This is a genomic window from Cupriavidus plantarum (assembly GCF_905397285.1).
Lineage (GTDB): Bacteria > Pseudomonadota > Gammaproteobacteria > Burkholderiales > Burkholderiaceae > Cupriavidus > Cupriavidus plantarum.
This window is the reverse complement of the sequence record NZ_CAJPUX010000001.1, coordinates 120,553-138,555: the sequence shown is the minus strand read 5'-3', so window position 1 is coordinate 138,555 and position 18,003 is coordinate 120,553. Positions and strand designations below refer to the sequence as shown.

The 18,003-nt window shown below is 59.7% G+C and carries 10 protein-coding genes and 1 pseudogene; 1 reads left to right on the top strand and 10 read right to left on the bottom strand.

Going from position 1 to position 18,003, the window contains the following annotated elements:
- Positions 1-207: 207 nt before the first annotated feature.
- The 8 genes and pseudogenes from KHP16_RS00660 to glmU form a co-directional block, all read right to left on the bottom strand.
- Positions 208-440: pseudogene (locus KHP16_RS00660) on the bottom strand (transposase); the annotation flags it as partial.
- 219 nt (positions 441-659) lie between these two features.
- Complete coding sequence (locus tag KHP16_RS00655) at positions 660-2,522, bottom strand: DUF262 domain-containing protein (RefSeq protein ID WP_211959424.1); 1,863 nt, start codon at positions 2,520-2,522, stop codon at positions 660-662.
- A gap of 39 nt (positions 2,523-2,561) precedes the next feature.
- Complete coding sequence (locus tag KHP16_RS00650; RefSeq protein WP_211959423.1) at positions 2,562-6,407, bottom strand: SNF2-related protein; 3,846 nt, start codon at positions 6,405-6,407, stop codon at positions 2,562-2,564.
- Entirely contained in the window at positions 6,407-8,137 is a 1,731-nt protein-coding gene (locus KHP16_RS00645) for an EH signature domain-containing protein (protein WP_211959422.1), read from the bottom strand. The genes KHP16_RS00650 and KHP16_RS00645 overlap by 1 nt, the downstream gene beginning before the upstream one ends.
- Positions 8,131-8,835, bottom strand: a complete 705-nt coding sequence (locus tag KHP16_RS00640; RefSeq protein WP_211959421.1) for an OmpA family protein — start codon at positions 8,833-8,835, stop codon at positions 8,131-8,133. The genes KHP16_RS00645 and KHP16_RS00640 overlap by 7 nt, the downstream gene beginning before the upstream one ends.
- 1 nt (position 8,836) lies before the next feature.
- Entirely contained in the window at positions 8,837-10,840 is a 2,004-nt protein-coding gene (zorA, locus tag KHP16_RS00635) for an anti-phage ZorAB system protein ZorA (RefSeq protein WP_211959420.1), read from the bottom strand.
- Positions 10,841-11,463: 623 nt separating this feature from the next.
- Positions 11,464-13,302, bottom strand: a complete 1,839-nt coding sequence (gene glmS / locus KHP16_RS00630) for a glutamine--fructose-6-phosphate transaminase (isomerizing) (RefSeq protein WP_109582292.1) — start codon at positions 13,300-13,302, stop codon at positions 11,464-11,466.
- A 26-nt stretch (positions 13,303-13,328) separates the two neighbouring features.
- Positions 13,329-14,693, bottom strand: coding sequence for a bifunctional UDP-N-acetylglucosamine diphosphorylase/glucosamine-1-phosphate N-acetyltransferase GlmU (glmU, locus tag KHP16_RS00625; protein ID WP_115953884.1), 1,365 nt, complete (start codon positions 14,691-14,693; stop codon positions 13,329-13,331).
- A 280-nt stretch (positions 14,694-14,973) separates the two neighbouring features.
- Between glmU and KHP16_RS00620 the strand changes: the two genes are divergently transcribed.
- Positions 14,974-15,780 (top strand): DUF6279 family lipoprotein, encoded by an 807-nt coding sequence (locus KHP16_RS00620; protein ID WP_211959419.1) that lies wholly within the window; start codon positions 14,974-14,976, stop codon positions 15,778-15,780.
- Positions 15,781-15,856: 76 nt separating this feature from the next.
- Here the strand turns inward: KHP16_RS00620 and KHP16_RS00615 are convergent, their stop codons facing one another.
- Positions 15,857-16,903, bottom strand: coding sequence for an ornithine cyclodeaminase (locus tag KHP16_RS00615; RefSeq protein ID WP_211959418.1), 1,047 nt, complete (start codon positions 16,901-16,903; stop codon positions 15,857-15,859).
- Between the two features lie 134 nt (positions 16,904-17,037).
- Positions 17,038-17,976 carry a tRNA 2-thiocytidine(32) synthetase TtcA gene (ttcA, locus tag KHP16_RS00610; protein ID WP_109582295.1) on the bottom strand — a complete coding sequence of 313 codons (939 nt, stop codon included), beginning with the start codon at positions 17,974-17,976 and terminating at the stop codon, positions 17,038-17,040.
- Between the last annotated feature and the right edge of the window lie 27 nt (positions 17,977-18,003).

Genomic DNA, 18,003 nt, shown 5'->3' with positions numbered 1-18,003 from the left:
GGCGGATTTTGTTATTGAGGCTTTCCAATTTCAATGAGATGAATATCTAGTAAGACCGCGATTGCGATAAGCATCCCATCTAGTTATCTTCGGTTTCGTTTGGTGATGGATCCCGGGCAGGGCCGGCCATCGCGACGGTTAAGAGCCCCCTGAGCGGTACCTTCTGTAGAAAAAAAATGGCCTCCATGTGGAGGCCATTCTTCGCACATTAGCGAGCATTGAATCGGCAAGCAGGCGTTTGAGCTTGTTGTTCTCCTGCTCCAGCCCCTTCAGACGCTGCGCGTCGGACACGGTCATCCCGCCAAACTTTGCCTTCCACTTCCAGTTGTAGTAGTGGCCTCCGAGATGCCGTGTTTGCGGCAAAGCTCCGCGTGCTTCAGCACTGCCTCGGCCTCCTTCAGCACGCCGATGATCTGTTCTTCGGTGAATCGCTTCTTCATGACCGTTCCTCCTGGGAACGGACTCTACACCGTCACGATACTAAACACGGGGAGCAGGTCAGTCCTGCCCCAATTCCACCAATTGAGGCTATCCGGCGCTCAGTCGTTGCCCGACGCGGAGGTGAGCACCGTACTTCGTCACCAGGTTTCAAGTACTGGCTTGATAACAGTTCAGCCTGCTGGACCAGAGAAGGCCATTCTCATCCAGTTGCACCAGGCTTAGCCTCTGCTCCAAAGCATCAACGCACGGTCCAGCAGCTCGCGTCCGCGTATCTCGATTGTCGACTCGTCCCAGATGAGGAAGCGATTAAGCACACCGTTTATCGGTGACACGGAGTGCGTGAGAATCGCATCGCGCTTGGTGGCCCAAGCACTGTTCTTCAAGGCACTATTAAGACTTCCAGTGATAAGCGTCAGGTTACCGAACGTCTGAATCAGCTCGTTTCGGCGCCGGCTTTCGGCCACTCCTGGCGCTGCTTCGTCGGCGAACCACGCATGCTCAACGCCCTGCGAGCCGTCTGCGAGCGGCCAGTGAGGTACCCAACCTTGCGGCATAATGTGCTCGACCGTGAGCGGAGAGTTCGTGCTTACGTTCTCTGATTTGGACGACCGATACGTTTCGCTGATGCGCCAGAGAACGTGTGTCAACCTCAAATTGTTGAGCGACTGGTATGCATTGCGGCTCATCCAAGCTGCGGACACAGCATCGTCGCTGGGCCATTCATCAGTCGCACTCCGGAGTGCCGTCAGGAATGCGCGGACAACCTCGGCGGTAGCTCCTTTGCTGCGTACCGTCCGCGTAAGAGCCATAAAGATTCTGTTGTAAGCCTTCGTCTCACCGCCACAAACGGCTCGACGCACGAGATAACTCTCGAGCATCTTGGCCGTTTCCGCCATGTCAGCGTCACTGGCGTTCAAGTCGAGCATTGCCAGTAACGGCGGGTAGGCCGTACTGACATCAAAGAGGTTCAGGAAATGGGCCAGGTCACCAAGTAAAGGAGATTCGTGAGAAACCGAAATCTTCCGGAAATTGTCACGCTGCCGGGCAAGTTCCGAAAGCTCGTCCTGGACGCTTGAGAAAGGCTTATCACGCTCCACCCAGTGCTTGTACTCGACGAATAGGTGCTTGATTGGGATGTCCCTCGCCTGCTTGCTGGCGAGGTAGTGCTGGATGAAAAGGTCGCTTCGGGGTCGACGCAGTCGACCTTGTGTCACCTCTTCGCGCCAGAACGGCTCATCAAACGTTGACCAGTACTGCTCGTAGAGCTCTTCCTGCTTTTCGCCATATCTAGCGGCCCGCAAGAAGATGTAGTTTCGCAAGAGGTCCGCCGGCAGAAGCGGCTCGCCTCTCGCATTAAGCGTTTCGAAGATGACCTGTGCGTCATCTCCGTCGCCCAGGTCAATCGCTACGACTTTCAGCGCTGTCTTGAGCGCTTCAAAGCATGCTTCGACGCGATGCTCCATCGCGATGTCTTCGCCAACCGGAGGCTCGTCTGGCGAGCCCTTGAAGTAGGCAAATATCTGCTCATGGAAGAAGAGATACGCTTCAACCATGCGGGGCCGGGGATTGTACTTTCTCGCGTACGGTCGACGAGTGAGAGGATGAATCTTCTCGAGGGACGGTTTCGAGCCCGCCGTCAGCACGTCCATGAACTGCGAACGGTCGGAGAGAGTCGGCCAGACCTTGAACTTCTCAACTTCGGGTTCAGCCATCCGGCCCGAGTTGAGGGTGTACTTCTCGCACTCCTCGGCGAACTCTTCGAGACCTTCCTCGCGACAGAAGTCGCGAAATGCCGCGAGGAAAATCTGCAGCGTGGTCAGACGCTGTTGGCCGTCAATTACGCTCCGTCTCTCGACGCGACCGACATGCGTCTGCTTCTGGTCCAGCACCATTGCACCCAGAAAGTGGACTGGCGCGTCCCGACGGTCCTCAATAAACTCAGTGAACTTGCGCGATATATCTTCCCAGAGAGGCTCCCACTGATGCTCCTGCCCCCAGACATACTGCCGCTGGAACATTGGGATTTCGAGTCGCATCTTCCTTTCGAAGATGTCCAGCAGCGCGATGGCATTTGCATCCATTTTTGGTCTTTTTGGTTTCGTTTGCTTCTGTTAATTGTCTCAGATGAGGTCGTTCAAGACCTCATCAAACTCATGATTAGATACTGGGTGAGCGCCTATAAGCTCTTCCAGACGGGACCTAGTCACTAGCAAAACCTGGTTTGCCTCAGCCTGAGTCACCGCGGCACGCGTAAAAGCTTGGTTTGTCACAGCGAGTCTACGGAATTGTGTGCCACGGAACCGCGCTTGATAGCGCGCGGCGCCTGCCGTTACCTCTTTGATGGCGTCCCAGCCAACTTCGGCAGACTTCGAGCTCTTGCACTGGAGCAGCTCTCCTCCCCGGCCTCTGAGAGCAACGACGTCGATTCCTCCGTCTCCACCAGCCTTGGGTGTCACAGTGGCCTGGAATCCTTGCTTGTTCCATAAGAGGCAGCAAAAAACCTCAAAGGCCTCACCATCCATGCGGTCGACGTCATCCATCGTAAGGTATCGCTTCGGGATGGCCGCGGCGGCGCCACCCTCATCAACGAGCTCCTTGAAGCTTGCGTCTTTGCCGGCGCCATTCAGCATAGCCGTCAACCCTCCGTCATCGAGGGTTGCTCCCGCCAGACCTGCTTTGCGCTTGAGAAGCTCATCTAATCTGACTTCAAACGTGTTGAAGTCGTCGGCAACTACGGTCGGGCAATACACGAAGACATCCCGCTCCTGCCCAATGCGAAACGCCCGGTCGGTCGCTTGAGCCTCCTTGGAAGGGTTCCAGGCACGGGTGAAGTGGAAAACGTGATTTGCCGCGGTAACGTTCAATCCAGCGCCAGCCGCAAGGGTAGATAGGATGATGACGTCGAATCCCGGCTTTGACGAAAACTTGTCTATGTATCCTTGACGGCCCTGAGAATCGCCGTTGATGATGTACGGGCGGATACCGAAGGTCTCTTTGAGGAAGTAGTACAGCGCTGCCTGAGCCTCGCGAAGCTCCGTGAACACAATGGCTTTTTCACCTGCCGCTTTGACCTCAGCGAGATGCTCAAGAAGCCAATCCAATTTTGGCGAGTTGGCAAGATGCACTTCTCGTCCAGACCTATCGACGAGGAATTTCGTGCCCGGCAGACAGTACGGCTCGGCGCAAACCGCCTTCATGAGATGTAACGCACCAAACGACAACTGTGCGCGCTTTCGCCCATTTGCCTCCTTGGCGGCGTCCTGAAGTTTCTTCAAGCCACCTTTGTAGAGGATGCGCTGGTGCTCTGTGAGAGCAATTTCCAGACGTTCTTCAGTGTCAAGCGCAGGCTTAAACTCCAGCTTGGTCTGCGCGGCCTTCTTCATCGCGAAGTACTTCAACGGCAGGTCAGCCGCAATATCAGCCTTCGTGCGACGCAATGTCTGGGGTGCGATGGCAGTCTGGAGACGCTTGAGTGTGTCCTTCTGTTCATCGGTCTCACATTCAATCGGGCGCCGATAGGTCTTGCCAAAGTCCTCCAGGGCACCCAACAAGCCCGGCTGGACCAAGTCAAATAGACACCAAAGGTCGGCCAGCGAATTCTCCACCGGTGTACCCGTACACGCGATGCGGAAATCGGCCTTCAGCTTTTTCGCTGCGAGCGTGACTAACGTCCCTGGGGTTTTGATGCGCTGAGCCTCATCGCAAATGAGAAATGCAAAAGGCTGCTTGGCCAGCGAGAACTCGTATGAGGTCAGTACCTCGTACGTGGTGATAATAACCTTCGCCGTTCCGACCCAGCTTGGCTTCAGCAGGTCCTCAATGCCCTTGTCCCGGAGCTGGCTGTCAATGAGGCTAGGCGGTTGCTTACGTTCCTTCAGTTCATCGCCGTAAAGAACCAAGACTTCCGGAAAGGAGTCATTGAAAAACTTCTTGGATTCGTTGGCCCAGTTTTCGAGAAGGCTCTTGGGTGCGAAGATGACCGAGGGAGCGGCATTGCGGTTGCCCTCATAGTACCAAGCGAGTACCGACAGCAGTTGCAGTGTCTTCCCCAACCCCATGTCGTCCGCCAACAAGGCACCACGGCACTCGGCGGGAGCCTTCGAAACCAGGTGCTGAAACCAAGCCACACCGTAGTGCTGGTGCCTCTTGAGCTCAATGCCAGGTCGCAGACACTTGGGCAACTGGGCTTGCCAGTCGTCCGGCAGCGCCAGCGATGTCCTGCGCTCCTCGAAATAGTCAACGTCATGGAAATTGGTCTTGACCAAGAGCGTTTGACGGGCCTTCTTTTCCTTTTTCGCCTGAGAGGTATTCTCTTCTTCAACTCTCTCTTGGGCTTCGACCATACTCTTGAAACTATCAGCGAGCGTCCGCGCTTGTGCGGTGGCAATCGAAGTCGGCAAACTGGAATTTTTGACGTCTGGAAGCCCCTTTTCCTCGGCCTCCTGCACCTGCTTGTCGAAGTCCCGCACCCACTCCTTCGTGAGAGGCACCAGCACCTGGCCTTCGTGCCCTTGCAGGGTCACCTTGACCATCGGCGTCAGGTCCGATGGCAGCCAACCGCTATCCCCCTCTTCCTTCTTCTCCTTCTGGAAAACGGGAACGTAGATGGGCTTGGCTGCGCCAATCCCCTCGACACGTCCACTATAGCCGTCTAGCTCATAGACGTCGTCGAAGCTGATTCGCTCGGCTGGCTGTGTACGCCAGAGGTGGGCCAACTGAAGTCCCTGCTCAAGCTGCACGGTCGATTCTGCATCGAGGGTCAGGTCGTACTCGTCCCAGGGAAACCGTTCCCGGTCTTGCTCCAGCGCTTCCTTGAGCGTCAGGAGGAACGCATCCAGTTCGTCAACAGTCTTGCAGGCTTTGCAATCAGTTCTAGCCGAACCGTCCCCGAAATGCTCCGTGACCACGAGTTCGACCGCATTTAGTCGTCCGTTCTCGGTCCTAGCGACAATGTTGAATACTGCCGCCACCGCGCCGGCCTCCGCACGGTCTGCCTCGAACTCATCCGTCTTTAGTACTTCGTGTGCTGCGTCACCAAGGAATGCGAACGGATTGTGGACAAACTTCTCAGCCTTCGCCCCGGCTACGCGGCGGTTAGGCATCTCACGTTTGATAACGTTGAGCACTTTCCGAACTGGCTCGGAGATGACAACTCGTATGCGCCCCGAGCCCCGCGTGAGGTCGTAATGGGGCTGAACCGAGTTGAACCCGTCGAAAGCAGTCAACCAACCGTCGGGAGCTCCCTCAAAAGTTGGAGAAACGGTCAGTACTCGCCCGAATGGTGTGTCGTGCTTTGAAAGAGGGAGCCGCAGCGTGTCGGGAGTCAGAACAAGGGTCGTCTCGAGGTAGGGGCTCGCATAGAGGGCTCCAGCCCGGTCAGCAATTCGGCGAATTCGGCCCCAGGCTAGCTCCTGGGCGTGTTGCGTCCTCTCGCTATCATCTCGGTTGCGAAATGCGGATACCTCTGCTGCCGTAGCCCATGCAGCGGCCGACAGCATCTGCGACTCGCCATGCACTGTCGCCACCGCACCATCCAAGCGTTCCAGGTGAACTTGCTTGGCGCCATCGGTCCATCCTGTCACCGTAAGCTCGAAGTCTTGACCGGACAGCGTTCCCGAGCTGTCAAGCACAGGACGCAATGGCCCTTGCGGAGGAAGGCCTAGTAGCTTAAGTGCGCCGACGTGTTCCGCAGAACCCTGCAAGTCATAGAGGTCACCCCATGGAATTAGGGCTCCCTTACGGTCTAATCGACAACGGTTTTCTGCTGCAAGCTGGGCCAGATATGCCCCCAAGACGGAGTCATCCGGACCGGCTTCATGTATGGCATCGAGTAATCCGTCGGCCGTAGACTCCGCCAATTCCCGCGCGAACTCAATACGCACCCCCTCCAGTTTCCAGGAGGTCATCAAAGTCGGTTTATCGGCCTTGGCTGCGGCCGCCCGCTTAAAGAAGTCGAACAGCCCCATCAGTTCTCCGGGAGGTACCAAGCCTGCCTGTTGTTTGCCCACCTGAAGCCCAGCGCCTTTAGCTCCGAGCCGAGTGTCGTCCTCTGCAGCGGGTCCTCAACCCAAAGCCTGCCGCCGCTTGCGTTGTTCCGCCTGTCATCTATCGATGCGCCACGGAAGCGAGCTACCAATGTCCGCAGCGCTGCCATGTCCGGGCCTGTGGACGTGGCCACCGCACGTCCTGATACTGCTCCGGAACTCGTAGTTCGACTCCCAGCCGCCGAAGTAGTAGCAGCGCCAGCAGTCGAGACTCTTTGCGCCTCCGCGCGGTCGGGCCGAATTCCCAATTGACGAAGTTCGACCTCTGCTCTTTCACCCCACCCTTCTCGATGCACGATTCTAAGAGCGCAATCTACGTTTTGGCGGTAGCCGGCGGCCAAGTCAGCTGTACCTCCCTCGTAGTGCCGGTCATAGGGCTCGAACGGAAGCTGGTCGGCCTGGTAGACGTAGCATGCATTCGGCTTTTTGCTGAACTCGATGATGAGATAGGAGCCAATCTGCATCATGAAGGCATCCACCTCAGGTTTGCTCGTTAGCTGCGCATATGCGCCCTCCTCTCGAGCAATCAGGTCCCGAATTCCGGGGTTGCTGCGCTTGAGTGCCATCGTGTCGGCACCAAACACCAACCTCGTCCAAGCGATTTGCTTGAGATACTTTGACCAGAAAGCAAGTCGACCTTCGTCCGCGTTGTTTCTGGCAGCCAATATGTCGAAGAAGTCCTTCAGATTTCGCTCATTTACCCAACTGAGCACCATCTTCCATACCGGGTCAGGGACTCTGTTCCAGGCTGTGGCTATCCCTGCTGCTTTCAGCTTCGGATTCTTCCACACCGTGGGCTGACACACGTAGTCCCGTAGCCGTTCGTCTTGCGGGGCACCCTTGCAGGCGTGGTACCGAATGAGAAGGACTTCCAACGCCTCATCGCGGAAGCCAGGCTTTCCTTGGATTAGCTTGAGTAGTTGGGGAATGAGTCTTCTGAACTCCGCATCGCTCTCCGCAGTCGCGCGCCGCACCACTCCAAGGACCAGGGCGTGCCAGAACCAGCTCGACGGCGGAATACCCAAATCCTCAGCGAGTTGGTCGGTGGGCCCGGTTTCGCCTCGAAGATATAAGTTCGAATACTTGTCGACGGGCTTCGCTGAGAGTACCTCTGATTCCTTGCGAAGGACGTTGACCCAATCCGGAACCTGGTTCTTCCCAGCCTGTTTGTCAATCAGGGGCCAAGTCCTCTCGAGGAATGACCGAAGGGCCTCCCAGCCGGACCGAGTCGTATCATCTTTCGCAAGATTCGGGTCGAAATTAAAGTATGAGTACAGCAGTCCGTGCCAAGTAAGTCGCCAAAGGTCTCCACGCTTAGCCTCGGATTCGTACAAGCCCAAAAGCGCCGGGAACCGCCTGCCCCCTAGCACCATCGCGCCATCCTGCTCGCGGATAGGCTCGCCAATGGCAGAGGCCACCAAGTCTCGTTGCCATGAGTCGAGCTCCTTCCCTCTGAGAAAGCTCAGCGCAGCAGCGTATGCGTCTTCTTTCCTGGGCTTCGCTGCTGCAAAACCTTGGAAGATGCGTTCTGCTTCCCGGGTTGGCTTCTCAACGAGCTCAGGTTTGCCAAACTCACCGGAAAGCAACCCCATCGACTCGATGGCGGCGATGAGGTCCCGATTGAGCTGGTGCAGCGCGGCAGCAGCTAGCACTTTCCGAACTCCTTGCCTTTGAGCACGTCACTGGCCTCTGGCTGCCTTTCATCCAGCCCCCAAAAATCCACCTTGAACTCAACCCGCCGGCTCGCTGCTTTGTCCTTCTTAATGGAGTTGAAAGAGTAGCCTCCAACCAGGAACAGCTCCTGGGCCTTTCTGAGCTGCTCCGAGGTCAGAGCGTCACCAGATGAAGTACTCTGAAACAGAGCACAGACCACGCTGCGACTTCGGTCTAGGCTCAACTGCAGGTTATAGAGGTATGTCCCATCCTCGTCCGTGAAGCCCTCAACCACGACGCTTCGCATCCAGCGTTTGCCCTCGGGGGTGTCTTTCGCCTTCAGCAAGACTGGAATGTAGCTACGCAAGAACTGCCCGGCTGGAACGCTTATGGTGTAGCTGCCGCTATCAAAGCGAACCTCTTTGCCTAGGTCGATACGGTAGTTCTGTTGGTCAACGCCCACGCCACGGCTCTTCGGGTCATTAGCAATCATTGCCATGACTTTGTTGATAGCCGCAGCTCGCTCGATGGTCGCACGTGTCGCTGCGTCAATGCTTTGTGTTACTGCAACCAGCGTCACAGCCATCACCACGAGGAAAAGCACCATCAGCGCGGACATCAGGTCCGAGAAAGAAATCCAGAATGGACTCTCCCCTTCATGTTTGCTTCCTCGCTTGAGGAAGATTCGTGCGAACATGTCAGGCCCTCTTCATGCGCTGAACAGCATTCGCTAGTTCCTGCACAACCCCATTCAGATGCCCGGTGCCCTGTGCGAGATGGCGGTCGGTCTCAGCTATTGTGGACTTCACTTGGCTGACCAGGGAATTACCAAAATCGGCGAACGCCTTCACCAACGCCGCGTTGACTTGGTCCAGGTGCAGGCGAGCCTCTTGCTCTGACTTCCGCATCGCTTCGGCACTCGCCTTGATGCTGGAAACAAGCTCTTGGGACACACCAGCCTCCCTCTTGACCGTCTCTATGAGCCCCATCAGGGCAGCTACCTGAGTGTCGACGGTCTTCCTGGTCGAATCGTACTGCTCGAACCCACGTTGCACCGCAGTCGATGCCACCTGCAACGAAGCAGCGGCCGACGACAGCGTGTCGGCGACTTTGGTCGAACGCTCGAACACAGCCGAAACCGCGCCACCGGCGGTCTCGAAGCGCTGAGCTGCGGAGCCCATGGTCAATGCGCCTTGATTCATGCCATCGATTGCGCGAAGCGACACCATTCCAAGTGCGTCGACATTCTGTTGAGTCTTCGTGACCTGCTCCGAAACCGCGCCCAGCAGAGTCTCAACCTGTGTAGTCAAGCCGCCGACCAACTGATTGGTCTGGGTAGCGAGCCGGTCATTCCTTCCGGTCTCCTCTGCAGCTGCGGCTTTGCGCGTGCCCTCTAGGCTCTCCATGGCGACAGCCACTTCGCTGAGGACCTTCATCACCGCCTCGTCCATGGCCTGCGTGGACTTATTCTGCTCCTCAGTCACCAGTCGTCGGAAGTCCTGGACGAACTCGCGCATTTGGTCCGTAAGAAGCTGCTGGTTGTCCGCAGCCTTCTTCATGGCGTCCTCAAGCGTGCCGCTCATCTGATTGGCGGCCTGCTCGTTGGTCTGTTTGATGTCTGCAAGGAGTCCCTGAAGCGACGACTGAACAGCAGACATCGAGTCCATTGAGCGCTGCATCTGTTCGTTGATGCTGCGCATTTGCCCACCGAAGGTGTCTTCCAGCTTGGCCATGAAGCCGGTGAGCAGTGTTTCAAGCATTGAATTGACCTGCTCGCCATTACCACGTGCCGTGACTTCCATTGCCTCGCCAACGCGCTTCATCGGTTCCGCAATTGCCGAGGAGATAGACTCGCCAATATGCTTACCGAGTGCCAAGGTTGACGCTTCCTGGGCCGCAATCTGACGGTCAACCAGGTTGGTCATCATCTTGTGGAGGTCCTCCACAAGAGCGTCCTTCAATTGAGCGGTGCTGGTAGCGTTTTGCTCCGACGACTTGACCAATCGAGCCAGATACTCCTCGCCTGCGCCAGTCGAGTAGAGGCTGTCGATGGTATGAGTGAGGTGCTCAACCAGCCGATATAAAAAGGCCAATACGAGACGACTGATGAAGACTACCAGCATTGCGCAAGCAATCGCCGTCCCCGAAGCGACGAAGGCGTGCTGAACACCAAGCAGCAATGGACCCAGACCGTTTACTGCATCCTCAATGGGGGTCGGCTTGAACTGTTGAAGGCCATCCAAAAGTCCCGCGAAGGTACCAATGATGCCCAACCCGGTCAGCACACCGGGAAGATGCCGCGTGAAGTCGTCGAACAGGCGCCCATCAACCAGCACGTCGCGAGTAAACATCGACTCGGCGGGCACGGTCGCACGGACTTCAGTCAACGCTGCGCCGCCAGAGCCTGCTATACGCAGCTCATGCAGTGTGTCGGCGTACTCCGTCCAGAGATGCTTGAGTGGCTCCCAGCTGAACGCGCGACCAACCTGGGCAGGGTCGGGAGCGCCGTGGTCCTTGCGGAGCGAGCGAATTGCCCGAAGGGCCGACCAAATTTGCCACCAAACTTGAGTTCCCTTGAATGCATAGCCAACCAGGAAGGCTACTGTCAGCAGCGCGACAATAAGGAACACATATAGCGGTACACCGTGGAGGCTGGCAAGCGATGGATGGATTACCGCCAGCAGCTTCGTTATTGCATTCATGCCTTCTTTTTCCCCGTGGAAACAGCCTTTCTCTGGCTACCAACCTCATCGTCGCTAATGCCGTGCGTCCGGCAATAGTCGTCCACCAAGACTTCAAACATATTTGTCAGGCTCCTGCGCTCCCGCGCAGCGGCCGTCTCGAGCTTCCGCTTCATCGCGGGAGTGACCCGAAAGCTCAGGGCCACAGTCTTTTCTGCGTCCATGGACGGCATTAACGTTTGCATAGCGAACCACCATATATTCCACCCTTCAAGAAGTCCAACCCCCGAACGGGGTAGCCAGAACAGATGGGCCAGCGCGGCAAGACTCTCGCAACGTCAAGATGGGCACCACACGATCGCCGGGTTGGCGTTATTCAAAACTGTTCCGCCATAGTGTGGCCAGACTCCCGACAGAGCGCGGCAAAATGATGCATATCAGTCACTCATAGACAAAAAAATGGGCCGACCTATGTAGGTCGACCCTCGCTTTTTGCTATATGCCAACTCGGCGGGAACAGTTAGATAAATGGCGTCTGGCTGCGGTTCGTAAGGAGTTTCTTGTGCTTGTTATGCGAATCTTCCGCTGGGCATTATGCAAATCTGTTTGTAGATGACAACAGCGTGCAGCAACACTAACCCGCCTTACTCCACCGTCACCGACTTCGCCAGGTTCCGTGGCTTGTCCACGTCCGTGCCACGTGCACATGCCGTGTGGTACGCCAGCAATTGCAGCGGCACCACGTGCAGGATCGGCGAAAGCGCGCCGTAGTGCTCGGGCATGCGAATCACCTGAATGCCGTCCGACGACTGGATGTGCGTGTCCGAGTCCGCGAACACATACAGGCGGCCGCCACGTGCGCGGACTTCCTGGATGTTGGATTTCAGCTTCTCGAGCAGCGCGTCGTTGGGGGCGACCGTCACCACAGGCATGGCTTCGGTGACCAGTGCCAGCGGGCCGTGCTTCAGTTCGCCTGCCGGGTATGCCTCCGCGTGGATGTACGAGATTTCCTTCAGCTTCAGGGCGCCTTCCAGTGCGATCGGATAGTGCAGCCCACGGCCGAGGAACAGCGCGTTTTCGCGTCGGGCGAAGTCTTCCGACCACGCGATGATCTGCGGCTCCAGGGCCAGCACGCCGTGCAGCGCGGCCGGCAGGTGGCGCAGGTTGGTCAGTGCCTTGGCTTCGTCGTCTTCGCTCAGGTAACCGCGAACCTTGGCCAGCGCCAGCGTCAGCATGTACAGCGCCGCCAGCTGCGTTGTGAAGGCCTTGGTCGAGGCCACGCCGATCTCGGTGCCGGCGCGCGTGAGGAAGCGCAGTTCCGTCTCGCGGACCATCGCGCTCGTGGCGACGTTGCAGACCGCGAGCGTATGCGTATGCCCCAGCGACCGCGCATGGCGCAGCGCGGCCATCGTGTCGGCCGTCTCGCCCGACTGCGAAATCACCACCACCAGCGCGCGCGGGTTCGGTACCGTGTCGCGATAGCGGTATTCGCTGGCGACCTCGACCTGCGTCGGGATCTTGGCGATCGACTCCAGCCAGTACTTGGCCGTGCAGCCCGAGTAGTAGCTCGTGCCGCAGGCAAGGATCAGCACACTGTCGATTTGCGAGAACACGGACTCCGCGGTCTCGCCAAACATCGCCGGCGTGATCGCGTCCACGCCCTCGAGCGTGTCGCCAAGCGCGCGCGGCTGTTCGAAGATTTCCTTCTGCATGAAATGGCGGAACGGCCCGAGTTCGACCGCGGCCGCGTGGGCTTCCACCACACGCACTTCACGCTCGACCACATGGTCCGACCCATCGCGAATCGTCACGCCGTCCAGCGAGATCTCGGCGACGTCGCCCTCTTCCAGATAGACGATGCGGTTCGCGGTACCGGCCACGGCCAGCGCATCCGACGCGAGGAACGCTTCGTTCTCGCCCAGCGCCACCACCAGCGGCGAACCGGCACGCGCGCCTACCACGCGCTGCGGCTGGTCCTTGGCGATCACGGCGATTGCGTACGCGCCATGCAGCCGCTTGGTGACCACGCGCACGGAGGCGAACAGATCGCCGCGCGTCGCGCTGCTCGGATACGTGTAAGCCTGATGAATCAGGTGGGCCACGACTTCCGTATCGGTCTGCGACTCGAAACCGTACCCCGCCGCGCGCAGCTCTTCACGCAGCGGCTCGTAGTTCTCGATGATGCCGTTGTGGACAAGCGCGATCGTCTCGTCCGAGAAATGCGGGTGAGCATTCAGCGTGTCGGGCTTGCCATGGGTCGCCCAACGCGTATGCGCAATCCCCGTCTGGCCGCCGAGGCCCGACGACTGCGTCTGCGTGTCGAGATCCGCCACGCGCGACACGGTGCGCGCGCGCTCGAGCATCTCGTCGCGCACGATGGCCACGCCACAGGAGTCATATCCACGATACTCGAGGCGCCGCAGGCCCTCGATCATGACCGGTACGATATTGCGGGTAGAAACCGCGCCGACAATGCCACACATTTTTGAACCCCCGTAATTTGCTTGCGTTACTTCTTTGCCGGCTTGACCGGACGCGTCCACCCGTCCAGCGTCATCTGCTTGGCGCGCGACAGCGTCAGCTTGCCTTCCGGCGCTTCCTTGGTCAGCGTCGTTCCCGCGCCAATCGTCGCGCCACGCCGCACGGTCACCGGCGCCACGAGTTGGGTGTCCGAGCCGATGAACACATCGTCCTCGATCACCGTGCGCAGCTTGTTCGCGCCGTCGTAATTGCAAGTGATGGTACCCGCGCCGATATTGACGCGCTGCCCCACCGTCGAGTCCCCCACGTAAGCCAGGTGATTGGCCTTGCTGTGGTGGCTGATCTGGCTGTTCTTGACCTCGACGAAGTTGCCGATGTGCACGTCTTCACCGAGCTCGGTGCCCGGGCGCAGGCGCGCGTACGGCCCAATGCGTCCGTCCGGCCCGATTGTTGCTTCGTCGATATGGCAGAAAGGTTGCAGACGCGAACCCTTGCCGATCTTCGCATGACGAATCACGCAATGCGCGCCGACATGAACACCGTCTTCCAGATGCACGATGCCTTCGAACACGCAGCCGACGTCGATCGTCACATCGCGGCCGCAGGTCAGCTGGCCACGCACGTCGATGCGCGCGGGGTCGAGCAGCGTCACGCCGCTCTCCAGCAGTTGCTGCGCGATATTGCGCTGGTGGATGCGTTCGATCTCGGCAAGCTGGACCTTGCTGTTGACGCCCAGCGTCTCCCACAGCGCGGCAGGCTGTGCCGACACGACTTCCACGCCGTCCTGCACCGCGCGTTCGATGGTATCGGTGAGGTAGTACTCACCCTGCGCGTTATCGTTGCGCAGCGTCGAGAGCCACGAGCGCAGACGCGCCGTGGGGCAGACGATGATGCCGGTATTGATTTCGCGGATCGCGCGTTCGTCGTCGCTCGCGTCCTTCTGCTCGACGATGCGGGTGATGCTGCCCGCCGCGTTCCGTACGATGCGGCCGTATCCGGTAGGATCGGACATCTCGACGGTCAGCACGCCCAGGCGTTCGCTGCCCGCCGCGTCCAGCAGCGCCTTGAGCGTGGCGGCGCTCGTCAGCGGCACGTCGCCGTACAACACCAGCGTCGGCTGGCCGTCGTCGATCAGCGGCAGTGCCTGCATGACCGCGTGGCCCGTGCCCAGCTGCTGGGCCTGTTCGGCAAACTGGACGTCGCTGGCGCCGACCGCCGCGCGAACCTGCTCGGCACCGTGGCCCACCACGACGACGAGCTTCGTCGGCGAAAGCGTGCGAGCGGTTGCAATGACGTGGGCCAGCATGGGCTGGCCGGCAACCGGATGAAGTACCTTGGGCAGCGCCGAGTTCATGCGCTTTCCCATGCCCGCGGCAAGAATGACGATATTCACAAGGAGGTCCTAAGTGAGTGTGTCCGGAGAGAAACTTGAAAATCCGCGCCACGGATCGTTTCACCGTCCAATGCGGCGAAATCGTTGTCAGGACTGGGTTGCGGGACGTTCTGCGGCCCCAGTAAACATGCGCGCCGATTCTAGCATGGCGGGTTATGCCCGACGTCCCGTGGTTTCCGATTCTCACAAAACGCAACATATGCAACGACAGCGCATTTTTTCATGGTTTGCAGCTATTACCGCCTGTGTGGTCCTCGTGGCACTGGGCGGTTGCAACGCAATGAAGCTCGGTTATCAGCAGGGCGACCGGCTGGCATATTGGTGGGTGGACCGGTATGTGGACGTCTCCGACGCCCAGGAGCCGCCCACGCGCGAGGCCATCCAGCGTTTCTTCAGCTGGCACCGGCGGCAGCAACTGCCTGAGATCGCCACCGTGCTGACGCGTGTCAAGGGCGAAGTCGCCCAGCCCGTCAACGCCGCGATGGTCCAGCAGGTCCAGCAGGACACGCAGCGCCTGGGCCGCCAGGCGTTCGAGAACGCGGTGCCCGACCTCGCCAACCTGCTGCTGACGCTCACGCCCGAGCAGACGGACCGGATGCAGGCCAAGTTCGACGAGAGCAACGCCAAATACCGCAAGGAGTTCCTGCGCGGCAACGAGGCGGCGCGGCTCGATGCGCGCTTCGACAAGGTGATGGAGTACGCAAAGCTGATCTACGGCCGGTTCTCGACCGAGCAGGAGCGCGCGATCCGCGACGCGATGGGGCCGTACATGCAGGGGGCGGATGCCCGCTACGCGCAGCGCGTGCAGCGGCAGAAAGAGTGGGTGGCGCTGGCGAAGGAAGTCCAGAGCACGCATCCGCCCAAGCCGCAGGTGGAGCAAATGCTGCGGCGGTATGCGGATCACTGGCAGCGCCCGGGCAAGGACAGCAATCAGGCCGGCGTGGACCTGACGGTCACGATCGCCAACCTGACCACGCCCGAGCAGAAGGCCCACGCGGTGGACCGGTTCCAGAAATGGATCGACGACACGCGCTCGCTGATTCGCGAGGGCAACAACGGGGCGCCCTCGCAGGCGTCCAACAACTGAGTGTTTGAGACGGCCGCTTGAAATGCGGCCGTCCCGCTCAGGCCGATATCGGACTGATATCAGGTCGATTTCAGGCTCAGGCGATGGCCGGCGCGCGCGCAACCCGGCGCACCGGCAGCAGCCCGAACAAATCCTTCGGATCTGCCTGCCGCGGCACTAGGTCGAGCGTCTGCCCGAGGCCGAGCGCGTCCGCGCTGTCACGCAGATAGCGCAGCGCCGAGTAGTCCTCGAGCGCGAACCCCACCGAATCGAACACGGTGATCTCGCTCGCCTCGGTCCGTCCGGACAAACGCCCCGCCAGAACCTGCCAGAGCTCGGTGACCGCGAAGTCGGCCGGCATCTGCTGGCAATCGCCCTCGATGCGGCTCTGCGGCTCGTATTCGACGAACACGCGCGCGCGGCGCAGCACATCCGGATGCAACTCTGTCTTGCCCGGGCAGTCTCCGCCGACCGCGTTCAGATGCATGCCCGGCGCGAGCATGTCCGGCGTGACGATCGTCGCGTAGGCCTTGTCGGCGGTCACCGTCGTCACGATGTCCGCGCCGCGCACGGCCTCCGCGGTACTCGCGCACGGCACCACCACGAGTCCCTCGATGTCCCGCAGGTTACCCGCCAGCTTGCGCGTGGCGGCCGCATCGGTGTCATACACCCGCAGCGTGCGGATGCCGAGCAGATAGTGGAAGGCCAGCGCCTGGAACTCGGCCTGCGCGCCGTTGCCGATCAGCGCCATCGTCGCCGCATCCTGCCGCGCCAGGCGGCGCGCCGCCACGACGGAAGTCGCGGCCGTGCGCAGCGCGGTGGTCAGCGTGAGTTCGGACAGCAGCAGCGGCATGCCCGTGGAGACGTCGGCAAGCGTGCCGAAGGCCATCACGGTCGGCAACCCATCGGCGGTGTTGGCCGGATGGCCATTGACGTACTTGAAGCTGTAGTGGCTGTCGTCCGCGATCGGCATCAGCTCGATCACGCCGCGCGCCGAATGGGCGGCGGTGCGCGCGGTCTTGTCGAAGTCCTGCCAGCGCAGGTAGTCCTGCTCGATATAGCGCGCCATGTGCCGCAGCACGTGGGGCAAGCCTTGCGTCGCCACGATATGGGCGACATCGGCGGGAGAAAGGAAGCGGGTCATGATCCGGCAGTCAATGCAGTGGTAACCGGATGCATTGTTCCAGCGGCGCGTGCCACGCAGAAGCCACCGTTTCGAACGAAAACGCCGCCCGGCTGACATTTCGTCAGCGGGCGGCGATCGTTTATGTCAGAGGCTCAGACGCTGGCAGGGTTGTCAGTGCTGGCGACGCGACTGTCACCGCGCTCGAACCGCACGAACTCGATGCGATTCTCCTCGGCGCTGCCCGCGAACTGCAGCGGCTGTTGCGAGTACGTGGTCTCACCGAACAGCGAGGCCTCGTCCACCTTGGCCAGGCCCGTGGCCAGCCCCGTGAACGGGAACAGATCCGTATCGGCCAGATGGGACGGCACCACGTTGCGCAGCGACGCGAAGATGTTGTCGATGCGGCCGGGATGCTCGCGCTCCCACTGCTGCAGCATCTCGCTCACCTTCTTGCGCTGCAGGTTTTCCTGCGAGCCGCACAGATTGCACGGGATGATCGGGAATGCCATCGCGCGCGCATAGCTCGCGATTTCCTTCTCCGGGCAGTAGGCGAGCGGGCGAATCACGATATGCTGGCCATCGTCGGTCGCGAGCTTGGGCGGCATCGCCTTCATCTTGCCGCCGAAGAACATGTTCAGGAAGAACGTCTGGACGATGTCGTCGCGGTGGTGCCCCAGCGCGATCTTGTTCGCCCCGAGCTCCTTCGCCGTGCGATAGATCACCCCACGGCGCAGGCGCGAGCAGAGCGAGCAGGTCGTCTTGCCCTCGGGCACCTTCTCCTTGACGATGGAATACGTGTCCGCCTCGACGATCACGTACTCCACGCCCGTGGACTTCAGGTATTCAGGCAGCACGTGTTCGGGAAAGCCGGGCTGCTTCTGATCCAGATTCATCGCGATCAGCTTGAACTGGATGGGCGCGCGCTTCTGCAGCGCCATCAGGACCGACAGCATCGTGTACGAGTCCTTGCCCCCGCTCATGCACACGAGCACGGTATCGCCGTCCTCGATCATGCCGAAGTCGCCAATGGCCTTTCCGGTCAACGACTGGAGGCGCGTTTCGAGACGATAGAAGTTAGCGGAGTGACTCATAGGGCATTGCTGTGGGGGTTCGGGCGG

What these genes read in the sequence shown, in the direction of transcription:
- KHP16_RS00655 (WP_211959424.1), bottom strand. Translation starts at nt 2,522, where the DNA reads ATGGATGCAAATGCCATCGCGCTGCTGGACATCTTCGAAAGGAAGATG.
- KHP16_RS00650 (WP_211959423.1), bottom strand. Translation starts at nt 6,407, where the DNA reads ATGGGGCTGTTCGACTTCTTTAAGCGGGCGGCCGCAGCCAAGGCCGAT.
- KHP16_RS00640 (WP_211959421.1), bottom strand. Translation starts at nt 8,835, where the DNA reads ATGTTCGCACGAATCTTCCTCAAGCGAGGAAGCAAACATGAAGGGGAG.
- zorA (WP_211959420.1), bottom strand. Translation starts at nt 10,840, where the DNA reads ATGAATGCAATAACGAAGCTGCTGGCGGTAATCCATCCATCGCTTGCC.
- glmS (WP_109582292.1), bottom strand. Translation starts at nt 13,302, where the DNA reads ATGTGTGGCATTGTCGGCGCGGTTTCTACCCGCAATATCGTACCGGTC.
- KHP16_RS00620 (WP_211959419.1), top strand. Translation starts at nt 14,974, where the DNA reads ATGAAGCTCGGTTATCAGCAGGGCGACCGGCTGGCATATTGGTGGGTG.
- KHP16_RS00615 (WP_211959418.1), bottom strand. Translation starts at nt 16,903, where the DNA reads ATGACCCGCTTCCTTTCTCCCGCCGATGTCGCCCATATCGTGGCGACG.
- ttcA (WP_109582295.1), bottom strand. Translation starts at nt 17,976, where the DNA reads ATGAGTCACTCCGCTAACTTCTATCGTCTCGAAACGCGCCTCCAGTCG.